Source organism: Conchiformibius kuhniae DSM 17694, from assembly GCF_000428785.1.
GTDB classification, from domain to species: domain Bacteria; phylum Pseudomonadota; class Gammaproteobacteria; order Burkholderiales; family Neisseriaceae; genus Conchiformibius; species Conchiformibius kuhniae.
In genome coordinates, this window is sequence record NZ_AUAP01000029.1 from 1 (window position 1) to 17,569 (window position 17,569).

At 57.2% G+C, this 17,569-nt stretch carries 16 protein-coding genes; 8 read left to right on the forward strand and 8 right to left on the reverse strand.

The window, feature by feature from the left end; genetic code table 11:
• Positions 1-171: 171 nt before the first annotated feature.
• Together putA and G392_RS14085 are read right to left on the reverse strand one after the other, a co-directional pair.
• On the reverse strand, positions 172-3,759 hold the full coding sequence (gene putA, locus G392_RS12555; protein WP_051255655.1) for a bifunctional proline dehydrogenase/L-glutamate gamma-semialdehyde dehydrogenase PutA: 3,588 nt from the start codon (positions 3,757-3,759) through the stop codon (positions 172-174).
• Between the two features lie 45 nt (positions 3,760-3,804).
• Positions 3,805-3,957, reverse strand: coding sequence for a hypothetical protein (locus G392_RS14085; protein ID WP_211224360.1), 153 nt, complete (start codon positions 3,955-3,957; stop codon positions 3,805-3,807).
• 480 nt (positions 3,958-4,437) lie between these two features.
• Between G392_RS14085 and G392_RS0108435 the strand changes: the two genes are divergently transcribed.
• The gene (locus tag G392_RS0108435; RefSeq protein WP_169718754.1) at positions 4,438-5,109 is read left to right on the forward strand and encodes a transferrin-binding protein-like solute binding protein; all 672 of its coding nucleotides are present in this window, start codon (positions 4,438-4,440) and stop codon (positions 5,107-5,109) included.
• A gap of 264 nt (positions 5,110-5,373) precedes the next feature.
• Here the strand turns inward: G392_RS0108435 and G392_RS0108445 are convergent, their stop codons facing one another.
• The 4 genes from G392_RS0108445 to alaS all read right to left on the reverse strand — a co-directional run bounded on the left by G392_RS0108445 (position 5,374) and on the right by alaS (position 11,160).
• Positions 5,374-6,279, reverse strand: a complete 906-nt coding sequence (locus G392_RS0108445; protein WP_027009889.1) for a LysO family transporter — start codon at positions 6,277-6,279, stop codon at positions 5,374-5,376.
• 255 nt (positions 6,280-6,534) lie between these two features.
• On the reverse strand, positions 6,535-7,071 hold the full coding sequence (locus tag G392_RS0108455) for an isochorismatase family protein (protein ID WP_034334878.1): 537 nt from the start codon (positions 7,069-7,071) through the stop codon (positions 6,535-6,537).
• A 13-nt stretch (positions 7,072-7,084) separates the two neighbouring features.
• Positions 7,085-8,050: a class I SAM-dependent methyltransferase gene (locus G392_RS0108460; protein ID WP_027009891.1), complete on the reverse strand. Its 966-nt coding sequence runs from the start codon at positions 8,048-8,050 to the stop codon at positions 7,085-7,087.
• A 50-nt stretch (positions 8,051-8,100) separates the two neighbouring features.
• Positions 8,101-11,160, reverse strand: coding sequence for an alanine--tRNA ligase (gene alaS / locus G392_RS0108465; protein WP_027009892.1), 3,060 nt, complete (start codon positions 11,158-11,160; stop codon positions 8,101-8,103).
• Positions 11,161-11,408: 248 nt separating this feature from the next.
• On the opposite strand from alaS, the gene G392_RS0108470 reads away from it, so the two are divergent.
• On the forward strand, positions 11,409-11,801 hold the full coding sequence (locus tag G392_RS0108470) for a hypothetical protein (RefSeq protein WP_027009893.1): 393 nt from the start codon (positions 11,409-11,411) through the stop codon (positions 11,799-11,801).
• A gap of 205 nt (positions 11,802-12,006) precedes the next feature.
• On the opposite strand, the gene G392_RS0108475 is transcribed toward G392_RS0108470, so the two are convergent.
• Positions 12,007-12,498 (reverse strand): peptidylprolyl isomerase, encoded by a 492-nt coding sequence (locus G392_RS0108475; RefSeq protein ID WP_027009894.1) that lies wholly within the window; start codon positions 12,496-12,498, stop codon positions 12,007-12,009.
• 50 nt (positions 12,499-12,548) lie between these two features.
• A complete protein-coding gene (locus G392_RS0108480) occupies positions 12,549-13,313 on the reverse strand; it encodes a M48 family metallopeptidase (protein ID WP_027009895.1) in 765 nt (254 codons plus the stop codon).
• Positions 13,314-13,486: 173 nt separating this feature from the next.
• On the opposite strand from G392_RS0108480, the gene G392_RS14315 reads away from it, so the two are divergent.
• The 6 genes from G392_RS14315 to G392_RS14090 form a co-directional block, all read left to right on the forward strand.
• Positions 13,487-13,612, forward strand: a complete 126-nt coding sequence (locus G392_RS14315) for a hypothetical protein (protein ID WP_281168324.1) — start codon at positions 13,487-13,489, stop codon at positions 13,610-13,612.
• Between the two features lie 20 nt (positions 13,613-13,632).
• On the forward strand, positions 13,633-14,085 hold the full coding sequence (locus G392_RS0108490; RefSeq protein WP_084165962.1) for an META domain-containing protein: 453 nt from the start codon (positions 13,633-13,635) through the stop codon (positions 14,083-14,085).
• Positions 14,082-15,149 carry a D-glycero-beta-D-manno-heptose-7-phosphate kinase gene (gene rfaE1, locus G392_RS12560; RefSeq protein ID WP_051255656.1) on the forward strand — a complete coding sequence of 356 codons (1,068 nt, stop codon included), beginning with the start codon at positions 14,082-14,084 and terminating at the stop codon, positions 15,147-15,149. The genes G392_RS0108490 and rfaE1 overlap by 4 nt, the downstream gene beginning before the upstream one ends.
• 272 nt (positions 15,150-15,421) lie before the next feature.
• The gene (rfaD, locus tag G392_RS0108500; protein ID WP_027009897.1) at positions 15,422-16,426 is read left to right on the forward strand and encodes an ADP-glyceromanno-heptose 6-epimerase; all 1,005 of its coding nucleotides are present in this window, start codon (positions 15,422-15,424) and stop codon (positions 16,424-16,426) included.
• Between the two features lie 270 nt (positions 16,427-16,696).
• Positions 16,697-17,224 (forward strand): DUF4189 domain-containing protein, encoded by a 528-nt coding sequence (locus tag G392_RS13345; RefSeq protein WP_169718755.1) that lies wholly within the window; start codon positions 16,697-16,699, stop codon positions 17,222-17,224.
• A gap of 160 nt (positions 17,225-17,384) precedes the next feature.
• The coding region (locus tag G392_RS14090) for a hypothetical protein (protein ID WP_211224361.1) at positions 17,385-17,569 on the forward strand (185 nt) is incomplete at its 3' end.

Below are 17,569 nucleotides of genomic sequence, written 5' to 3' on the forward strand. Positions count from 1 at the left end.
AAACCCAACAAAATCCATAAATTTTCGGAAAAATGTTGGGTTTTCACTTCGTTCCAACCCAAGCTATGCTTGCTTGCCAAACATCAGGCAGTGGATTCCCGCATTTGCGGGAATGACGGAATTTTTTATATCCAACTGATTTTCATTAGAAAAATTAAATAATGACACGACCTAGTCTTGGCGCAGGGTGTCCTGCATGGGGGCGAAGGTGGCGGCGAGCAGCTCGGGGTTGCAGCCGGCGATGGTGGTGTCGGTGCTGTGGGCGGTTTCTTCAAACAGTTGCAGCAAGTCCAAGCCCTGCCGTGCGTCAATCACGCGTACCACCGCGCCTTTTCGCGCCGCCAAGTCCATTTTGGTTTGCGGCTGGGGCAAATCCAGCGAAACCAAGTGGCTGACGAAGGTTTGCTGTTCGGGGTGGCTGCTGACGCGCAAGATGCCGTTCAGGCGGGTGTGCCAGCCCGCCAAGGGGTGGTCGTAGGCAACCACTGCCTGCATGCCGGCGGCGGCGATTTGTATCAGGGCGGCAAGGGCGTGTTCTTGGTCGCCGCCGTTAATCCAGATGTGTTTGGGGCTGCGCCATGTGAGGGTGTTTTCTTCGCCCACGCTGCCGTCCAAGCGGGCTTGGGCGTGGCGCAGGTTGTGGATTTTGCTTTCGCCTGCCAAGCCGGAGAGCCGGACGCGGGTCGGGTGGGGAAAGCCGGTTTCGCGTATGAGTTTTTCGGCGGTGTTGAGGGCTTGGGTGTCGGCAAAGGCTTCGCGGTGCAGGGCGGGTATGTGCCATGTGCCTTGCGAAAGTTTTTGCAGGTAGAAGTCCGCACCCGCTTTGGGGCCGGTGCCGGAAAGTCCGTAGCCGCCGAAGGGGCGCACGCCCGGTGCGGTATCGCTTTCGGTGCGGTTGATGTGGAGGTGTCCGGCTTCGATGTTGTGGCAGATGTAGTCGATGCGGCTGCTGATGCGGCTGCGGATGCTGCATTGCAGGGCATAGCCTTTTTCGTTGATTTGGTCGATGAGCTGCCCCAAGCGGTCGGCGCGGAAACGGCAGACGTGCAGTACGGGCCCGAACACTTCGCGTTGGAAGTGGGCAAGTCCGTCCAGCACGATGACGGTGGGGGCGATGTAGCCGCCGTGCCGTGCCAGATGTGGGGGCAGGGGGCTTTGGTGGACAAAAACGGCGTCGCTGCGGGCTTGGTCGATGTAGGCAGAAAGGGTGTCGCGGGCTTCTTGGTCGATGACGGGCCCGACCGTTACGGCGGCATCGGCGGGGTTGCCGATAATCAGGTTGTCGGCGGCGGCGCACAGGCGGGTGATGACTTGGTCGGCGATGTCGTCCTGCACACACAACAGGCGCAGGGCGCCGCGCCGTTGTCCGGCGCTGTCGAAGGCGGCGGCGAGCGCGTCCCGACACAGCGCGTCGATGTCGGTGCTGCTGTCGGCAATCATCACGCTTTGCCCGTCGCTTTCGGCAATGAATGCGGGCAGGTCTTCGCGTTGTCCGAGCGTGTGGTTGATGAGTTTGGCGGTGGCGGTGGTGCCGGAAAACAAGACGCCGTTGATGCGGGGGTCTTGCACCAGTGCCGCGCCGATGTCTGCGCCGCCGGTCAGCAGTTGCAAGGCGGCGGGCGGAATGCCGCAGCCGTGCAGAATGCTCACGGCACGGTAGGCGGTGAGCGTGGTTTGCGCGGCGGGCTTTGCCAGCACCGTGTTGCCCGCCGCCAGTGCCGCCGCAATCTGCCCGACAAACGCCGACAAGGGCGCGTGCCAAGGGCTGATGCACACCACCGTGCCGAGCGGCTTGCGTTCCGCGCACACGTTTTCCGCTTCGCGGGCGTAATAACGGCAATAATCCGCCGCCAAACGCAATTCGTCCAAAGCGGCGCGGGCGGTTTTGCCCGATTCGCGGATAATCAGGTTCAACAGCTCGGGCAGGCAGCTCTCCAGCGTGTCGGCAAAACGGCACAGCGCATCGGCGCGTTGCGCCACCGGCATCGCCGCCCAGTGCGGCTCGACAATTTTGGCGGCACTGACCACATTATGCACCGCACCTTCCTGAATGTAAGACACCGCACCGATGGCATCATTGGCATTGGCGGGATTTTGCACGAAACGCGCCTCGTGGCGCGGTGTTTGCATCACCGTCAGAGGCATTGCCTGAAACCCGTCGTCGCTGGCAATGTTCATCAGCTCCTGCAAACGGTTCAGCACCAAATCATCACTGAAATCGATGCCGATGGCGTTCAAACGGTTGGCACCGTACAAATAGCGCGGCAAAGGCAGCGCGGGGTGGGTTTTGCCCTGCGTGGACACCGCAGCGTCCAAAGGATTGCGCGGCGAACGGATGCCGTCTGCCGTTTCTTCGGTTTCGGGCAGCGTGTCGGTGAGCTTCAGCGTAAAACGGTCGCGCATACGCCGCACGATGTAGGGCGACCACGCCGCCGTTTCGCCCACCGGCAGATACACACGGCAGCGCAAACCCCATTTTTTTTCGCCGGCAATGTGGTCAAACAGGCTCTCGCCCGCCCCAAACTGGCATTGAAACTCAAATTCCCGCTCCTTGCCCATGTGGTAAATCGCGGCAACCGTGTCGGGATTGTGCGTGGCAAACTGCGGATAAAGCGCGTCATCGGCTTCCAACAGCATTTGGGCGCACGCCAAATACGCCAAATCGGTGTGGGTTTTGCGGGTATAGACGGGATAACCGTTCAAGCCCGCATTTTGCGCGTTGCGGATTTCCTGCTCCCAATGCCCGCCCTTGACCAAACGCACCATCAGACGGGTGCGGTGTTTGCGGGCGGTATCGGCAAGCAGCTCGATAACGGCGGGAGCACGTTTTTGATAAGCCTGCACCGTCAAACCGATGCCGTGATAGCCCGCCAACACCGTTTCGCCCGCCAATTCCGCCACCAGCGACACGCCCAGCTCCAAAGTGGCGCTGTCTTCGCCTTCAAAACACACGGGAATTTGGTACTCTTTGGCAAGCAGCAGCAGCGATTTGAGCTTGGGCAGCAGATAGTCCTGCACCTGCGGCAGGCAGATGTGGCGGTAAAACGGGCATAAGGACGACAAACGCACCGACAAACCGTGTCCCGTGTACACGCCCGTGCGCCGCGTGAGTGCGCCGACCGTGTGCAGCGCATCGGTATAGCTCTGGTAATGGGCTTGGGCTTCGGCTTCGCTCAAAGCGGTGGTGCAGGGCAGGGCGAAAGAAAAACAATAACCGGATTTTTCGCGTTTTTTGTATTTTTTCGCCGCTTCTTCGATGCTGCTGCCCGCAACAAAATGCGCGGCGAGCATGCGGACGGTTTGTTCGGCTTTTTGCATGCGCCGGTGCGGGTCGCGCAGAGCGGCATCGTGGTCGGCGGCGCCGGCTTTGCCGGTGAGCCTGTGCAGCCAAGAAACGGGCGGGTCTTCGGTGTGGCGCAGGATTTTGTCCCAATCGCCCTGTGCGAGCGCGTCTTGCAGCAGGGCGTGGCGGGACGGGGCATCGGCAATGCGCGGCAAGGCTTCGGTCAAACACATCAGGGCGCGTCCTTCGGCATGGAGCGGCGACCATGTTTCCAACAAAGCCCGTGCGCCGTGCGTGTCGCGGCAACGGGCTTTGGCAGCCAATTCCCGCGCCGTTTCGTCTGCCGCATCGCGCTGGGCGGGGGGAATGTCCAGCCGTCCGAACGCATCGGCAACGCACTGGGCTTCATCGCGGCGGAAAGCGGCGGTAACAGCGCGGCGCAGGGGATTGGTCTGTTGTGGAAAGAATTGGAACATGGCTTTTTCCTGCTTCGGAATACGGCAAACAACAAACCGTAAATCTTAACGGAAATCAAAAGGGGCGACAAATTGTTTGTCGCTGCGGGCGGGTGCGGGTGTTTCCAAAATGCCGACAAAGCCCGATAAAAAATGTGCCGTCATGCCCGCGCATGCGGGAATCCGTTGCCCGATTTTTGGCAAGCGGTGTTTTGCCAAGGCTTGTCGTGCTTCGGCTCGGCTTCCTGCCGGCGCGGCGTTTTTTCGGCTATAGTTAAAATGCTTTATTTTCCATACGGCGTTGGCTCGCCTTGCCGTATTATCCATACTGTCTGCGGCTCGCCGCCTTGTATGAAAAATAAATCATTTCAACTATAATTGATGACACGCCCTAAGCAAATGAAATCAGGGCAGACGTGTCCGCAGTGCCGGTGAAGTGAACCGTGCGGTAAAGCGGTCAGCAGCACAAATCCGCCGAAGCGATTTGTGAATGGCTCAATGTTTGTGTTTGGCACACTTTCCGCAGCGAGTCAAAATCTTTCGAATGAATGCTTTACATTTGCGCCCGAATGCGCTAACATGTAGTTTCAGGTTTTGATTTTTTCACCCACTTTCAGGAGCGTGTCATGAAACGCCAATCCAATCCAATCCAATCCAATCCAATCCAATCCAATCCTGACTGCCGTTGCGGCCGCGTTTTTGCTGGCAGCGTGTAGTTCTTCAGACGACATAGCCGGCAAAGTCGGCGGAGTCGTTGTCGGCGGCGCGGAAGCGCAATCCGCCACATTCAAATCCCGAGCCTTAACCGTAGCCAATGACAATTTGACGGTTCTGTCGGTGGACGGCAAAAAACTGGCACTGACCCCGCCGAAAGGGGCGCAAACCCGCACCAACGACTATTTTGTCGAATGGCGTGCCAAAGGCAGTGAAGGCATGGTCAGCGACCACATGAAGCACAGCCGTTATGGCATGAGGGCGGAGGGCGGACATGCTTATCTGTTCGCGCAGGGCGACATGACCCCCGCATCTGCCATGCCCACCGCCGCCACGCCCGTCCGCTATTTGGGCGGTGCGATGGTGGTGCAGTTGAAAGGTGGCAATGATTTGCAGGGCACATCGGAATTTACGGTGAATTTTGCCGAGAAAAAGCTGGACGGCAACCTTGTGTTTAACGAGTGGACAACGCCCGTGCAATTTGCCAACGTGAAAATTGATGGCAACCGCTTCAAGCAGCAGCAGGGCGGGCAGGTGATTGACGGGGCGTTTTTCGGTAAGGACGCGGCGGAACTGGCGGGCGTGTTCTACAAAACCAAAGACAATGCCGATACCGTAGGCGATTTTCTGGGCGCGTTTGGCGCGAAAAAGCATTAATTGGCATTGATGTTGCGGGCGTGTGGTGATGCGCCCGAAAGCAATCCCCGAACTTCGGTTCGGGGATTTTTGCGGTTTGAGGGATTGTCATCATGAAAGCAACGCCGTCATGCCCGCGCAGGCGGAAATCCAAGTCGAAGCACGAGCAACCTTGATAAAACACGGCTTGCCAAGCATCGGGAGGTGGATTCCCGCATTCGCGGGAATGACGGATTTTTTATATTGCACTGAATTTCAGTATAAAAATTTAATTGATGACACGCCTTAGCCCATGCTGCCGAACAGCACCATCATCAAGGGCGCGGCAAGATTGACCACAAAACCAAAACTCACCGCCACCGGCACAACCGCCAAACCGCCCGCGTGCTGAATCACCGGCAAAGCAAAATCCATGCTGGTTGCCCCGCCGATGCCCACCGCGCTGTACGCCGTCCGCCGCATCAGCACGGGAATCACCGCCAGCGCAAACAGCTCGCGCAGCAAATCGTTCAACAACGCCACACTGCCCCACGCCGCACCGTAGCTTTGTGCCATCAGCATGCCCGAGAGCGAATACCAACCGTAGCCCGAAGACAGGGCAAGCCCTTGCCACACCGAAACTTTCGGCACGCACAGCGCAAACAGCAGCCCCGCTGCCGCGCACGAAAGCATGAACACCACGCTCAACTGCAAGCCGCGCCGGTTCAGCAGAATCTGCCGCAACGGAATTCCGCCGCCGCGCAATTGCAGCCCCACCAGAAAAATCATTGCCATCAGGGTATAATGCCCGATATCTTGATGCGGCAGCCACGCCGCCGGCAGCAACAAGCCCAAAACCAGCCCCAACAGCACCGTTGCCAACTGCTTCAAACCGTTGGCAAACGACACCTGATGCGGTGCGGCGGCAGCCGAAGCGGGCTGCCACGCAAAACGGCGGTCGAACCAGCGCATGGCCGCCAAATTGCAGCCCGTCAGCAGCGCAAACAGCAACAGCGCGTAAAACGCGATGCCGCCCAATTCCCGCCCCAAATTCTCCACCTGTGCCAACCCCATGCCAATCAGCAGCAAAATCAAATACACGCACACATTGAGCAAGTGGTCGGTCAGGCGCAGCGCAGGTGCGGGCAGGCGAAAACAAAAGCCGACAAACATCGGCAGCAAAATCACGGCAACGGTTTGCAAATTATCCAGCATGGGGTTTGGGTCGGAATAAAACGGGCATTATAGCCCAAACCGCTCCCCATGCCGCTTTTCCGGAAAAATGCTTGGGTGTGTCGTCAATTAGCCGAAAAAACGCAGCACCGTCATGCCCGCGCCGCAGGAATCCGGGTCGAAGCGCGACAAACGTTGATAAAACATCGCTTGCCAAGCATCAGGCAGTGGATTCCCGCATTCGCGGGCATGACGGCTCGGTGTTTTTTGGTTGATTGATGACACGCCCCAAGTTCAAACAATCAGTTTGGAAATGGTTTTAAATGCGGGGTGCTTCGCGTCCCGAAGCAGTTGGAACAGCACGCTTTCGATGTTGCTCACCACCGCTCCTGCCGCAAGGCATTGGCGCAAACCGTTTTTCTTGTTGGCGGGGGTGCGCGACGCCACGCATTCCTGCGGCAGATACACGTTCAGACCCCACAACTGTAAAGCCAAAACCGTTTGCAACACGCAAATATGGGTTTCGCAGCCGAGCAGTACGATGTTTTCCGCATGATGTGCCTTAATGGCTGCCGCCACTTCGTCAGTATAGGCAGAAAAGCGCGTTTTTTCAAAAACGGGGGCATCGCCTGCTGCGGTTTTGACATCTGCGGCGGTTACGCCCAAGCCTTTCGGATATTGTTCGGTAATCAGCACGGGTACGTCCAAAGCCCGCAAGCCGGTCAGCAGTTTGACCGAGTTGGCAACAAAATCGCCGCTTTCGTGCAAAACGGGCAGCAAACGCTCCTGAATGTCCACGACCAAAGCCACGGTGTTGTCGGTATTCAGCATGATTCAGTCCTCTTCAAGGTGTGGTGGAAAATGTTTCGATGTGTTTGATTTCAAAGCATTGGTGGATTTTTTTGTTGCGGAAATCATCGGGTACGGACTGTTTGGACAGGTCGCGCACGGCAAAATCCTCCGTCAGTTCCGCCGACAGGCTGAAGCTGCGTAAGTTGTTGGAGAAAAACAGTGTTCCGTTGTTGGTCAGCAGCTTCATGCAGTCGCGCACCAGTGCGGCGTGGTCGCGCTGAATGTCCAAAATGTCTTGCATTTTTTTGCTGTTGGAAAAGCTGGGCGGGTCAAGCACAATCAGGTCGAATTGTTTTTTGGCGGCGATGGCTTGGCGCAGGTATTGGCGGACGTCGGCGCGAATGATTTGGTGTTGTGCGCCCGTGATGCCGTTCAGGGCGAAGTTGCGTTGCGCCCAATCAAGGTAGGTGTTGGACAAATCGACGGTTTCGCTGGATTGCGCCCCGCCTGTGGCGGCGTACACGCTGAAGCTGCCGGTGTAGGCAAACAGGTTGAGAAAGCGTTTGCCCTGTGCGATGTCGCCAACCCGTTGGCGGGTGTTGCGGTGGTCGAGGAACAGCCCCGTGTCCAGATATTTGTCGAGATTGACCCAAAATTTGCGCCCGTGTTCGCTGATGACGAAGTCGCTGCCGGTGCTGCCGGTTTTTTCGTATTGCTGTAAGCCTTTTTGCCGTGTTCTTTGTTTCAGGTGTATGTTTTCTTTGGGTAAACCGTAGACGAATTGCACGGCGGCAAGCACGTCTTCCAGCCAACGGCGGTAGTCGGACGGGGGCAGCAGCCAGCCGGTATCGTATTCCTGTAGGTGGATATGCTCGCCGTAAACATCGATGGCAAAAGGAAATTGCGGCACGTCGCGGTCGTAGGTGCGCCACGCTTCCAGATTCAGGCGTTTTGCCCATTTGAGGCGGTGCTTGAGGTTTTTGCCCAAGCGGTTCACAAAGGGGGAAAGGTCGGTCATGGCGGTGTGTCCGATTGCGCCGCCCCGCCTTGGGGCGGGACGGTTGTGCGTTACAGTTTGTCGGCAAGCCAAGTGTGGGCGTGGTGCAGCACTTCGGGCAGTTTCGCGGCATCGCTGCCGCCCGCCTGTGCCAAGTCGGGACGACCGCCGCCTTTGCCGCCCACCTGTTCCGCCGCCCATTTCACCAAGTCGCCCGCTTTCACCTGATTGGTCAAAGGCTTGGACACTCCCGCGCACAAGGATACTTTGCCCTCATTGACGGCGGCGAGCAAGACCACGGCGCGGTCGGATTGTCCGCACAAGTCGCTGACGATATTGCGTAAAGCGGCAGCGTCCGCGTCCATCTGCGCCGCCACCAGCAATGCGCCTTTCACTTCCTGCGCGTTTGCCAACAACTTCGCGCCTGCCTGTGCCGCCAATTCGCTTTTGGCGGCGGCGAGGGCTTTTTCAAGCTGCTTGGTGTGCGCCGCCTGCGCTTGGATTTTGGCGAACACGTCTTTTTCGGTTTGCGCCTTTACTTCGGCGATGATGGATTTAAGCAATTGTTCCTGCTGTTGAATCCGTGCAAACGCCGCTTCGCCGCACACCGCTTCCACACGGCGCACGCCCGCCGCGATGCCGCCTTCGCCGATGATTTTGAATACGCCGATGTCGCCCGTCCGCGCCACATGTGTGCCGCCGCACAACTCGGTGGAAAAATCGTCCATTTTCACCACGCGCACAAATTCGCCGTATTTTTCGCCGAACAACATCATCGCGCCCGTTTTTTGCGCGTCTTCAAGGCGCATGGTTTCCACTTTCACGGGGACGTTTGCCATAATCGCGGCATTGACGCGGCGTTCCACTTCGGCGATTTCGTCCGCGCTGATGGGGGCGGGGTGGGAAATATCAAAACGGGTCAAATCTTTGTTTTGAAAAGAACCTTTTTGTTCAACATGGCTGCCCAACACATCGCGCAGGGCTTGGTGCATCAGGTGGGTAACGCTGTGGTTGCGGGTGGTGGCGGCTCGGACGCTTTCGTCCACTTGCGCGGACACTTTGTCGCCGATTTTCAGGCTGCCTGAAACGGCTGCGCCCAAATGTCCGTGTACCGCCGCCTTGATTTTTTGGGTGTCGCGCACGTCAAAACGCCCGTTTGCCGCAACAATCGTGCCGACATCGCCGACTTGTCCGCCGCTTTCCGCGTAGAACGGGGTTTGCGCCAGCACGATGATGCCGTTTTCGCCTTCGCGCAGTTCGTCCACCGCCGTGCCGTCCCGATACAGGGCAAGGATTTCGCTGTCGCAAGTGCGTTGTTCGTAGCCGCAAAATTCGGTGTCCGCGCCGTGATAGGCGACTTGCGCGTCCGCTTTGAAGTTTTGCGCGGCGCGGGCGCGGGCGCGTTGGGCTTCCATTTCGCGGTTAAAGCCGTCTTCGTCCAAATCAATGCCCAGTTCGCGTGCCATGTCGGCGGTGAGGTCGTAGGGGAAGCCGTAGGTGTCGTAGAGTTTGAACACGTGTTCGCCGTCTAAAATAGGTTTTTGCTTGTGGCTAAACTCTACTAACTGTGGAATAGCTTTTTCTAACGATTTAATGAAATTAGCACGTAGTTCTTCTAAATCTTCTTTTTCGCTGAATCCAGTTCCTGCACTTACTGCTGCGCCTACAGCAGCACCGGCTCTTACTGGAACTTTAACGCCAAAGAGATTTGCAACTAATGCCAAACCAGCTCCAACAGCCGCACCTTTTAAGCCATCTGAAAACACGCTTTTGTCAATTGCAATTTGATTTTGATTATTCTTGAAATATTGTTCGGCGTTTTTCCAATTTTCATAGTTAAATTTAAATGAATTAATTTTATCTGAATTAGGCTTGAATACTAATTCCCAAGAATTATTCGCTAATTTTACGGATGATGCGGACAAAATCTCATTGTGGAAAGGTTTGTCATAAACATATTGACACAAAAGATTAAATTGTGTTTTTGATAATTCATCTTCAAACAATTTCAAACCAGTTTCCAAAGTCTGTCCGAAGCGCACTTCTTCGCCGCGCAGGGCTTCCATGATTTTGGTTTGCTGCTCTTTCAATTCGGGATAGGCATCGCCCATTTCGCGCACCAAATCGGGAACGAGTTTGTAGAAAAACGCTTGTTTTTGACCGAGTTTGTAACCGTGCCGCACGGCGCGGCGGATGATGCGGCGCAACACATAGCCGCGCCCTTCGTTGGCGGGCAGCACGCCGTCTGCAATCAAAAAGGCGCAGGCGCGGATGTGGTCGGCAATCACTTTCAGACTGGGAACGTCTTGGCTGAACGGCACGCCGGTTTCGCGGGCGGCGGCTTGGAGCAGGTTTTGAAACAAATCAATCTGATAATTGCTGTTCACATGCTGCATGACGGCGGCCATGCGTTCCAAGCCCATGCCGGTGTCCACGCTGGGTTTGGGAAGCGGGTGCATGGTGCCGTTTTCATCGCGGTTGAACTGCATAAACACGCAGTTCCAAATTTCAATAAAACGGTCGCCGTCTTCTTCGGGGCTTCCGGGCGGGCCGCCCCAGATGTGGTCGCCGTGGTCGTAAAAAATTTCCGAGCAGGGCCCGCACGGGCCGGTGTCGCCCATTTGCCAGAAGTTGTCGGAGGCGTAACGGCCGCCTTTGTTGTCGCCGATGCGGATGATGCGGCTTTCAGGCAGCCCGATTTCATCGCGCCACACGGCGTAGGCTTCATCGTCTTCGGCGTAAACGGTGGCGAGCAGTTTGTCGGCGGGCAGGTTCAGCCACGCGGGGGAGGTGAGAAATTCCCAAGCGAATTTGATGGCGTCTTGTTTGAAATAGTCGCCGAAGCTGAAGTTGCCCATCATTTCAAAAAAGGTGTGGTGGCGGGCGGTGTAGCCGACGTTTTCCAAGTCGTTGTGTTTGCCGCCGGCGCGGACGCATTTTTGTGCGGTGGTGGCGCGGGTGTAGGGGCGTTGGTCAAAGCCGAGAAACACGTCTTTAAACTGGTTCATGCCGGCGTTGGTAAACAGCAGGGTGGGGTCGTCGTGCGGCACGAGCGGGGAGGAGCGGACGATTTGGTGTCCTTTGGATTCAAAAAATTGCAGGAATTTTTGGCGCAGTTGGGAAGTGTTCATCTTGTTCCTTTTCGGCATGTGCCGTCCTGTGCGTTGAGGCAGATGGGGAAAACGCTGATGTGAAATAGGAAAACGTGCGGTGTGGCGCGGGTGGCGTCCGCATACGGGAATGGGTGGCGGTGCGGCTTGTTTGCTGCTGCCGTGTGTGCCGTGCAGCGTTTCCGTTTGCCCCAATCATAGCACAGCCGCCGTTTTTCAGGTATATTTCCATTTCTTTCATATGCACAAGGACGATAAGGATTAGGCTGATGTTGAGCAAACCCGAAGAAGTGATTATGGCGGTGTTGGCGGCGGTGTGGGTGGTTTTGACCTATTTTCTTGCCGGCTGGACGGGGGCGGCGGCGAAATACGTTTTGCTGATTACCGCGTTTAGCGGGGTGTGGGCGGTGCTGGCGTTTTTGTTGTGGAAAACGGGCTGGGCTGGGCGTTTGTGGCCGGTGTTGGCGGGCGGTTTGGTGGCGTGCTGGTGGCCGTTTTTGGATTGGTTTGCGGTGCGCGGGATTGTGTCGCAAAAGGGCGGGGCGTTGGTGGTGGCGGCGCCTTGGTATGCGTCTTGGGGGTTCAAGCTGCTGCTGTCGCTGGCGGTAACGGCGGCAGGGTATTGGCACAAATGGCGTTTGGCGCGAAAGGCGAAGTTTTAAAAAACAAAAACACCGTCCGAAACATCGGGCGGTGTTTTTTTGTATTTTTGTTGGAAATCCGTGCAATGTAGAAAATCCCGTCATTTCCGCGCAGGCGGGAATCCAGTTTGAAATCAAACCAATGTTTGTGAAATCAGAGCATGGATTCCCGCCTGCGCGGGAATGACGGAATAGAGTGTTTTATCGGTTTCAGGCAGCCTGAAATTTACACGATTTCGGCTTTGGTAATCACCACGGGTTCGACCGGCACATCATCGTGGTAGCCGTGCCGTTTGGTGGCGACTTGTTCGATGGCGTCCACCACGTCGAAGCCTTCGACCACTTTGCCGAACACGGCGTAGCCCCAGCCCGGAATGCTCGGCTCGGTGTGGTTCAGGAAGGTGTTGTCTTTGGTGTTGATGAAAAACTGGGCGGAGGCGCTGTGCGGGTTTTGGGTGCGTGCCATGGCAATGGTGTATTTGTCGTTGCTCAGGCCGTTTTGCGCTTCGTTTTCGATGGGCAGTCGGGTGGGTTTTTCGTTCATGTCGCTGTCCATGCCGCCGCCTTGAATCATGAAGTTTTTGATGACGCGGTGGAAGATGCAGCCGTCATAGTGTCCGTCTTTGACGTATTGTTCGAAATTGGCGGCGGTGAGCGGGGCTTTTTCGTGGTCGAGCTCCAAGGCAATGACGCCGAAGTTGGTGTGGAGTTTAATCATGGTGCTTTGTCCTTTGCGAATATAAGCAGGAAGTTGGGGTTGAAAAAATTTTACGGGGCGCGGTACAGGGGCAGTACGCGGGGCAGTTCGTTTTGCAGGTTGCGGATGCGGTCGTTGTGGGTGGGGTGGGTGGAGAGTATTTTGACGATGGTGTTGTTGTTGTCGCGCAGCCGATTCATTTTCTGCCACAGGCTGATGGCAGCTTGGGGGTGGTAGCCCGCTTGTGCCATCAGGCGCATGCCGCCGATGTCGGCTTCGTGTTCGGCGCTGCGGCTGAAGGGTTTGTCCACGCCCAAGTCCACTGCCAAGCCCAAGCCGGTGTTGATGAGGTTGCCGTCTACGCCGGTGGCTGCCTGCAGCAGTCCGCCGCCGATGTGCGCCGCCAAGCCGATGCCGAAATTGCGGTTGCTTTCGTGTTTGGTGTGTTCGAGCAGGGCGTGGGTCATTTCGTGTCCGATGATGGCGGCGATTTCGTCGTCGTTCAGGTCGGGCTGTTCGACCATGCCGGTGTACACTGCCATTTTGCCGCCGGGCATGGCCCATGCGTTGATTTCTTTGCTGCGGATGACGGTGAGTTCCCATTGGAAGGGCTGGCCGGTGCGGTTGGCGGCATCGGCGTGCGGCACCAAGCGGCGGAATACGGCATGAATGCGTTGTGCGGTGGGCGATTGGGTGTCGATTTGCCCTTTTTGTGCGGCGGCGGCAACGATGCTGCGGTATTCGCGGGCAGATTGCGAATTGAGTGAAGCGCTGTCGGTAACGGCGCAAGCGCACAGGCACAGTGTCAAAGCGGCGAGCAGGGCGGCTCGTTTCATCGAAATTCCTTATGGTGTTGCGGGGGTTCGGTTTGGCGGCGCACGGGGTTGCGCCCCGCCCGAACAAAAGCGGATTCTACCACTGTAAACGGCGGGGTTTCAAACCGAAAAAGGCATTTTGACGCATGCGGCTGCCGACCGAAAAACCACACCCTTGACGGTCGGGCGTGCGCTTGCGGTTACAAACGGCGGCAAAGCTGCTACCATACCGCCACCACACCATCGGGCGCACTCATGCGCCGCACCGGCACGGGAAACGCGCCCCGCCCGATGTTCCCGCCGATACCGGCGTGGTTTGAACCGAAAAAAAGGAATATTGATGAACACACCGATGACCCGCCGACACCGCCTGTTGCGTCTGCCGCTTGCCTTCTGCCTGATGTGCGCGGCAGCCTGCGCGGCCACAACCGCCCCATCTGCCGCCGCCCTGCACGGCGACTGGGTGCTGCTGACGGTGGACGGCACACCCGCCGACACGGCACACGCACGGCTGTCGTTTGACGACCAAGCCCATTTCACGGCCACCGCCGGCTGCAACCGGATTTTCGGCAGCTACCGCACCGGCAACGGACGGCTGACCCTGCCGCCCGCCGCCTCCACCCTGCGCGCCTGCGATGAAGCCCTGATGGCGGCGGAAAACCGCCTGCACCGCGTGTTGGCAAACCTGAACAACGCCCCCTTCACCATCACGCAAAACCGCCTGACCGTCCGCAACCGGCAAGGGCGCACCGTTCTCGAAGCCCGCCGCCTTCAAGCAGGAGAAACACCGTGAGCCGCACCACCTTCACCCAACGCAAAAACGCCGTTCTGCCCGTCCACCGCCGCAGCATGCCCGCCTCTGCGCCTGAAGCGCCCCCGCCCGCGCCGCCCAAAGCCCCCGCCAAAGCCCGCGTTCCCGCCCGCCAAGACCTGCAAAACGCCAAAGTCTTGGTGGTGGGCGACGTCATGCTCGACCGCTACTGGTTCGGCGAAGTGTCGCGCATCTCACCCGAAGCGCCCGTACCCGTTGCCAAAATCGGCAAAACCGACCACCGCGCCGGCGGAGCCGCCAACGTGGCGCGCAACATCGCCGCCTTGGGCGGCAAAGCCGCCCTGCTGGCAGTGGTCGGCGAAGACGAAGCCGCCGACATCTTGGACAAACTCATGGAAAACAGTGGCGTCGATGCCCACCTGCACCGCAGCACCGACATCGCCACCACCCTGAAAATGCGCGTATTGGCACGACACCAACAACTCATACGTCTGGACTTTGAAAACCGTCCCGACACCGAAAGCCTCAACCGCGTATACCAACAATACTTGGCACTGATGCCCCAATATGATGCCGTCATCTTGTCCGACTACGGCAAAGGCGTCCTGACCCACGTTGCCGCCATGATTCAAGCCGCACGGGCGGCGGGCAAACCCGTTCTCATCGACCCCAAAGGCAGCGACTACCGCAAATATCGCGGCGCCGCCCTGCTCACCCCCAACCGCACCGAGCTGGCGGAAGCCGTCGGCGCGTGGTGCGGCGAAGACGAACTCGAACAAAAAGCCCACGCCCTGCGCCGCGAACTCGACTTGGGCGCACTGCTGCTCACCCGCAGCGAAGAAGGCATGAGCCTGTACCGCGAAGGGCAAACCGACCACCAATCCACCCGTGCCCAAGAAGTGTTTGACGTATCGGGTGCGGGCGACACCGTCATCGGCACGATGGGGCTGTGCTTGGCAGCCGGCTGCGGCTGGGCGGAAGCCATGCACATTGCCAACGCGGCGGCGGGCGTGGTCGTCTCCAAGCTCGGCACCGCCGTGTGCAGCCTTGACGAACTGCACGCCGCCCTGTCGCGGGAAGACTAAGACGTGTCATCAATTAAACTTTTTTACTGAAAATCAGCATAATACAAAACACTGTCATTCCCGCACGGGCGGGAAGCCGAGTCGAAGCACAACAAACCCCGACAAAACACCGCCTGCCAAACATCGGGCAGTGGCTTCCCGCCTGCGCGGGAATGACGGATTTTTTACCGGGCTGATTCCCATCAGAAATTGAAATAATGGCACGCACCGGCGCATACCGCCAAAGACCCCGCACACATCAAACCCAAAACCAAAAACAAGGAAACCGCAACATGAGCATCATCGTAACCGGCGCGGCCGGCTTCATCGGCAGCAACATCGTCCGCGCCCTCAACCGGCGCGGCATCACCGACATCATCGCCGTAGACAACCTTGCCCGCAGCGAAAAATTTCGCAACCTGCGCGATTGCGACATCGCCCACTATCTCGACAAACACGAATTTATCCGCCAAATACGCGGACACTGCTTCCCATGGCGCGATGTCCGCGCCGTCTTCCATCAGGGCGCGTGTTCCGACACCATGAACCACGACGGCGTGTACATGATGGACAACAACTACCAATACTCGCTGGACATACTCGACTGGTGTCAGGACGAAGGCATCGCCCTGATTTACGCCTCCAGCGCCGCCGTGTACGGCAAAGGCGAAGCCTTCCGCGAAGAGCCCGAATACGAATGCCCGCTCAACATCTACGGCTATTCCAAATGCCTGTTCGACAGGATTGTGTCGCGCCGTTTGGAAGCGGGCGTGCGCGCCCAAATTGTCGGCTTGCGCTATTTCAACGTGTACGGCGCACGCGAGCAGCACAAAGGACGCATGGCATCGGTGGCGTTCCACCACTTCCACCAATACCGCAACTGCGGGCATGTGGAACTGTTCGGCGGCTGGGACGGCTATGCGGACGGCATGCAGCAGCGCGATTTTGTCAGCGTGGAAGACGTGGCGGAAGTGAACCTGTATTTTTTCGACCACAGCGAACAATCGGGCATTTACAACTTGGGAACGGGGCAAAGCCAAACGTTTAACGACTTGGCGGCGGCAACCGTCAATGCCTGCCGTGTGGCAGAGGGCTTGCCCGCATTGCGTTTGGAAGAGCTGGTGGCGCAGGAGCTGATACGCTACAAGCCGTTTCCCGATGAATTGAAAGGAAAATACCAGAGTTTCACCGAAGCGGACATCGGCAAGCTGCGGGCGGCGGGCTATACCGCGCCGTTTTTGGACGTGGACGAAGGGGTCAGCCGTTATGTGTATTGGCTGATGACGTGTCAGGACTAAAGCGCGTCATCAATTAGCCGGAAAACCCTGAAAACCCCGCACCGTCATGCCCGCGAATGCGGAAATCCGAGCCAAAGCACGACAAACCTTGATAAAACATGGCTTGCCAAATATCGGGCATTGGCTTCCCGCCCGTGCGGGCATGACGGTGTTTTTTATTGCACTGATTTTCAGTAGGAAAATTTAAATAATCCCCCCGCCAACACCAGCCATCGGCTATAATGGCGCATGAAGCACGCCTTTTCCAACCCACTTTCCAAAGGACAAATCATGATAAACAAACCGTCATATCTGATTGCCGCCCTGCTGATGATGCCCGTGCTGGCATCGGCATGCAACAACCCTCAAGACCCCGGCTTTGCTGCCTGTATGCAAAACGAAGCCATGCACAGAGACCATGCGCACAGAATGCATATGTCTCCTTCCCCAGCACCGGCTGCAGTAACCTACTATTCCCGCTATGGTGTGGTTGTACAAGGATGGCGACATAATGAACCAACTACTATTTTTCGTGCGAACGACTACCCTTCTATGGAAATGGCTGAGCATGCTGCAATTACTCGTTGTCGCCAACAAGGATTAACTACCTGCAATGTACTTTTTAATTATCAGAACGGCTGCTTTGCTCTGACAAAGGGTACACTGTCTCCAACGGTGCAAAGGGTTTTTCCCGGTGTTCATAAAAGCAGCAAATGGCGTGCAAGAAATCAGTCCATGCAAAATTGCCGAGCCAGTGCGACAAACTGTGAGGCTTACGGTACTGTAGATTGCGCTCTTCCATCACGAACACCTTATTAAATCTCGGTCGGAAGCATGATGGTTTTCCTGATTGCTTACGGGCGCGGCGGTGGCTGTCCGTTTTGAGCCGTTTGGGCAATCTGCCGCTAGGCGTGTCATCAATTGACTGAAAAAACACGGCACCGTCATGCCCGCGCAGGCGGGAAGGGTGTAGCTTGGCTTGGAGCGAAGCGCAAACCCAAAAAAATCCATAAATTTTCGGAAAAATGTTGGGTTGAAACGAAGTGAAAACCCAAGCTACGCTTGCTTGCCAAACATCGGGCAGTGGCTTTACGCCCGTACGGGCATGACGGCGTTTTTGTATAATGCTGATTTTCAGTATAAAAATTTAAATGATGGCACACC

Bases quoted from the DNA above. Each gene is read 5' to 3' on its own strand.
- G392_RS0108475 (WP_027009894.1), bottom strand. From the start codon at position 12,498: ATGATTAAACTCCACACCAACTTCGGCGTCATTGCCTTGGAGCTCGAC.
- rfaD (WP_027009897.1), top strand. From the start codon at position 15,422: ATGAGCATCATCGTAACCGGCGCGGCCGGCTTCATCGGCAGCAACATC.
- G392_RS0108455 (WP_034334878.1), bottom strand. From the start codon at position 7,071: ATGCTGAATACCGACAACACCGTGGCTTTGGTCGTGGACATTCAGGAG.
- G392_RS0108490 (WP_084165962.1), top strand. From the start codon at position 13,633: ATGAACACACCGATGACCCGCCGACACCGCCTGTTGCGTCTGCCGCTT.
- G392_RS13345 (WP_169718755.1), top strand. From the start codon at position 16,697: ATGATAAACAAACCGTCATATCTGATTGCCGCCCTGCTGATGATGCCC.
- putA (WP_051255655.1), bottom strand. From the start codon at position 3,759: ATGTTCCAATTCTTTCCACAACAGACCAATCCCCTGCGCCGCGCTGTT.
- G392_RS0108460 (WP_027009891.1), bottom strand. From the start codon at position 8,050: ATGACCGACCTTTCCCCCTTTGTGAACCGCTTGGGCAAAAACCTCAAG.
- G392_RS0108470 (WP_027009893.1), top strand. From the start codon at position 11,409: ATGTTGAGCAAACCCGAAGAAGTGATTATGGCGGTGTTGGCGGCGGTG.
- G392_RS0108480 (WP_027009895.1), bottom strand. From the start codon at position 13,313: ATGAAACGAGCCGCCCTGCTCGCCGCTTTGACACTGTGCCTGTGCGCT.
- alaS (WP_027009892.1), bottom strand. From the start codon at position 11,160: ATGAACACTTCCCAACTGCGCCAAAAATTCCTGCAATTTTTTGAATCC.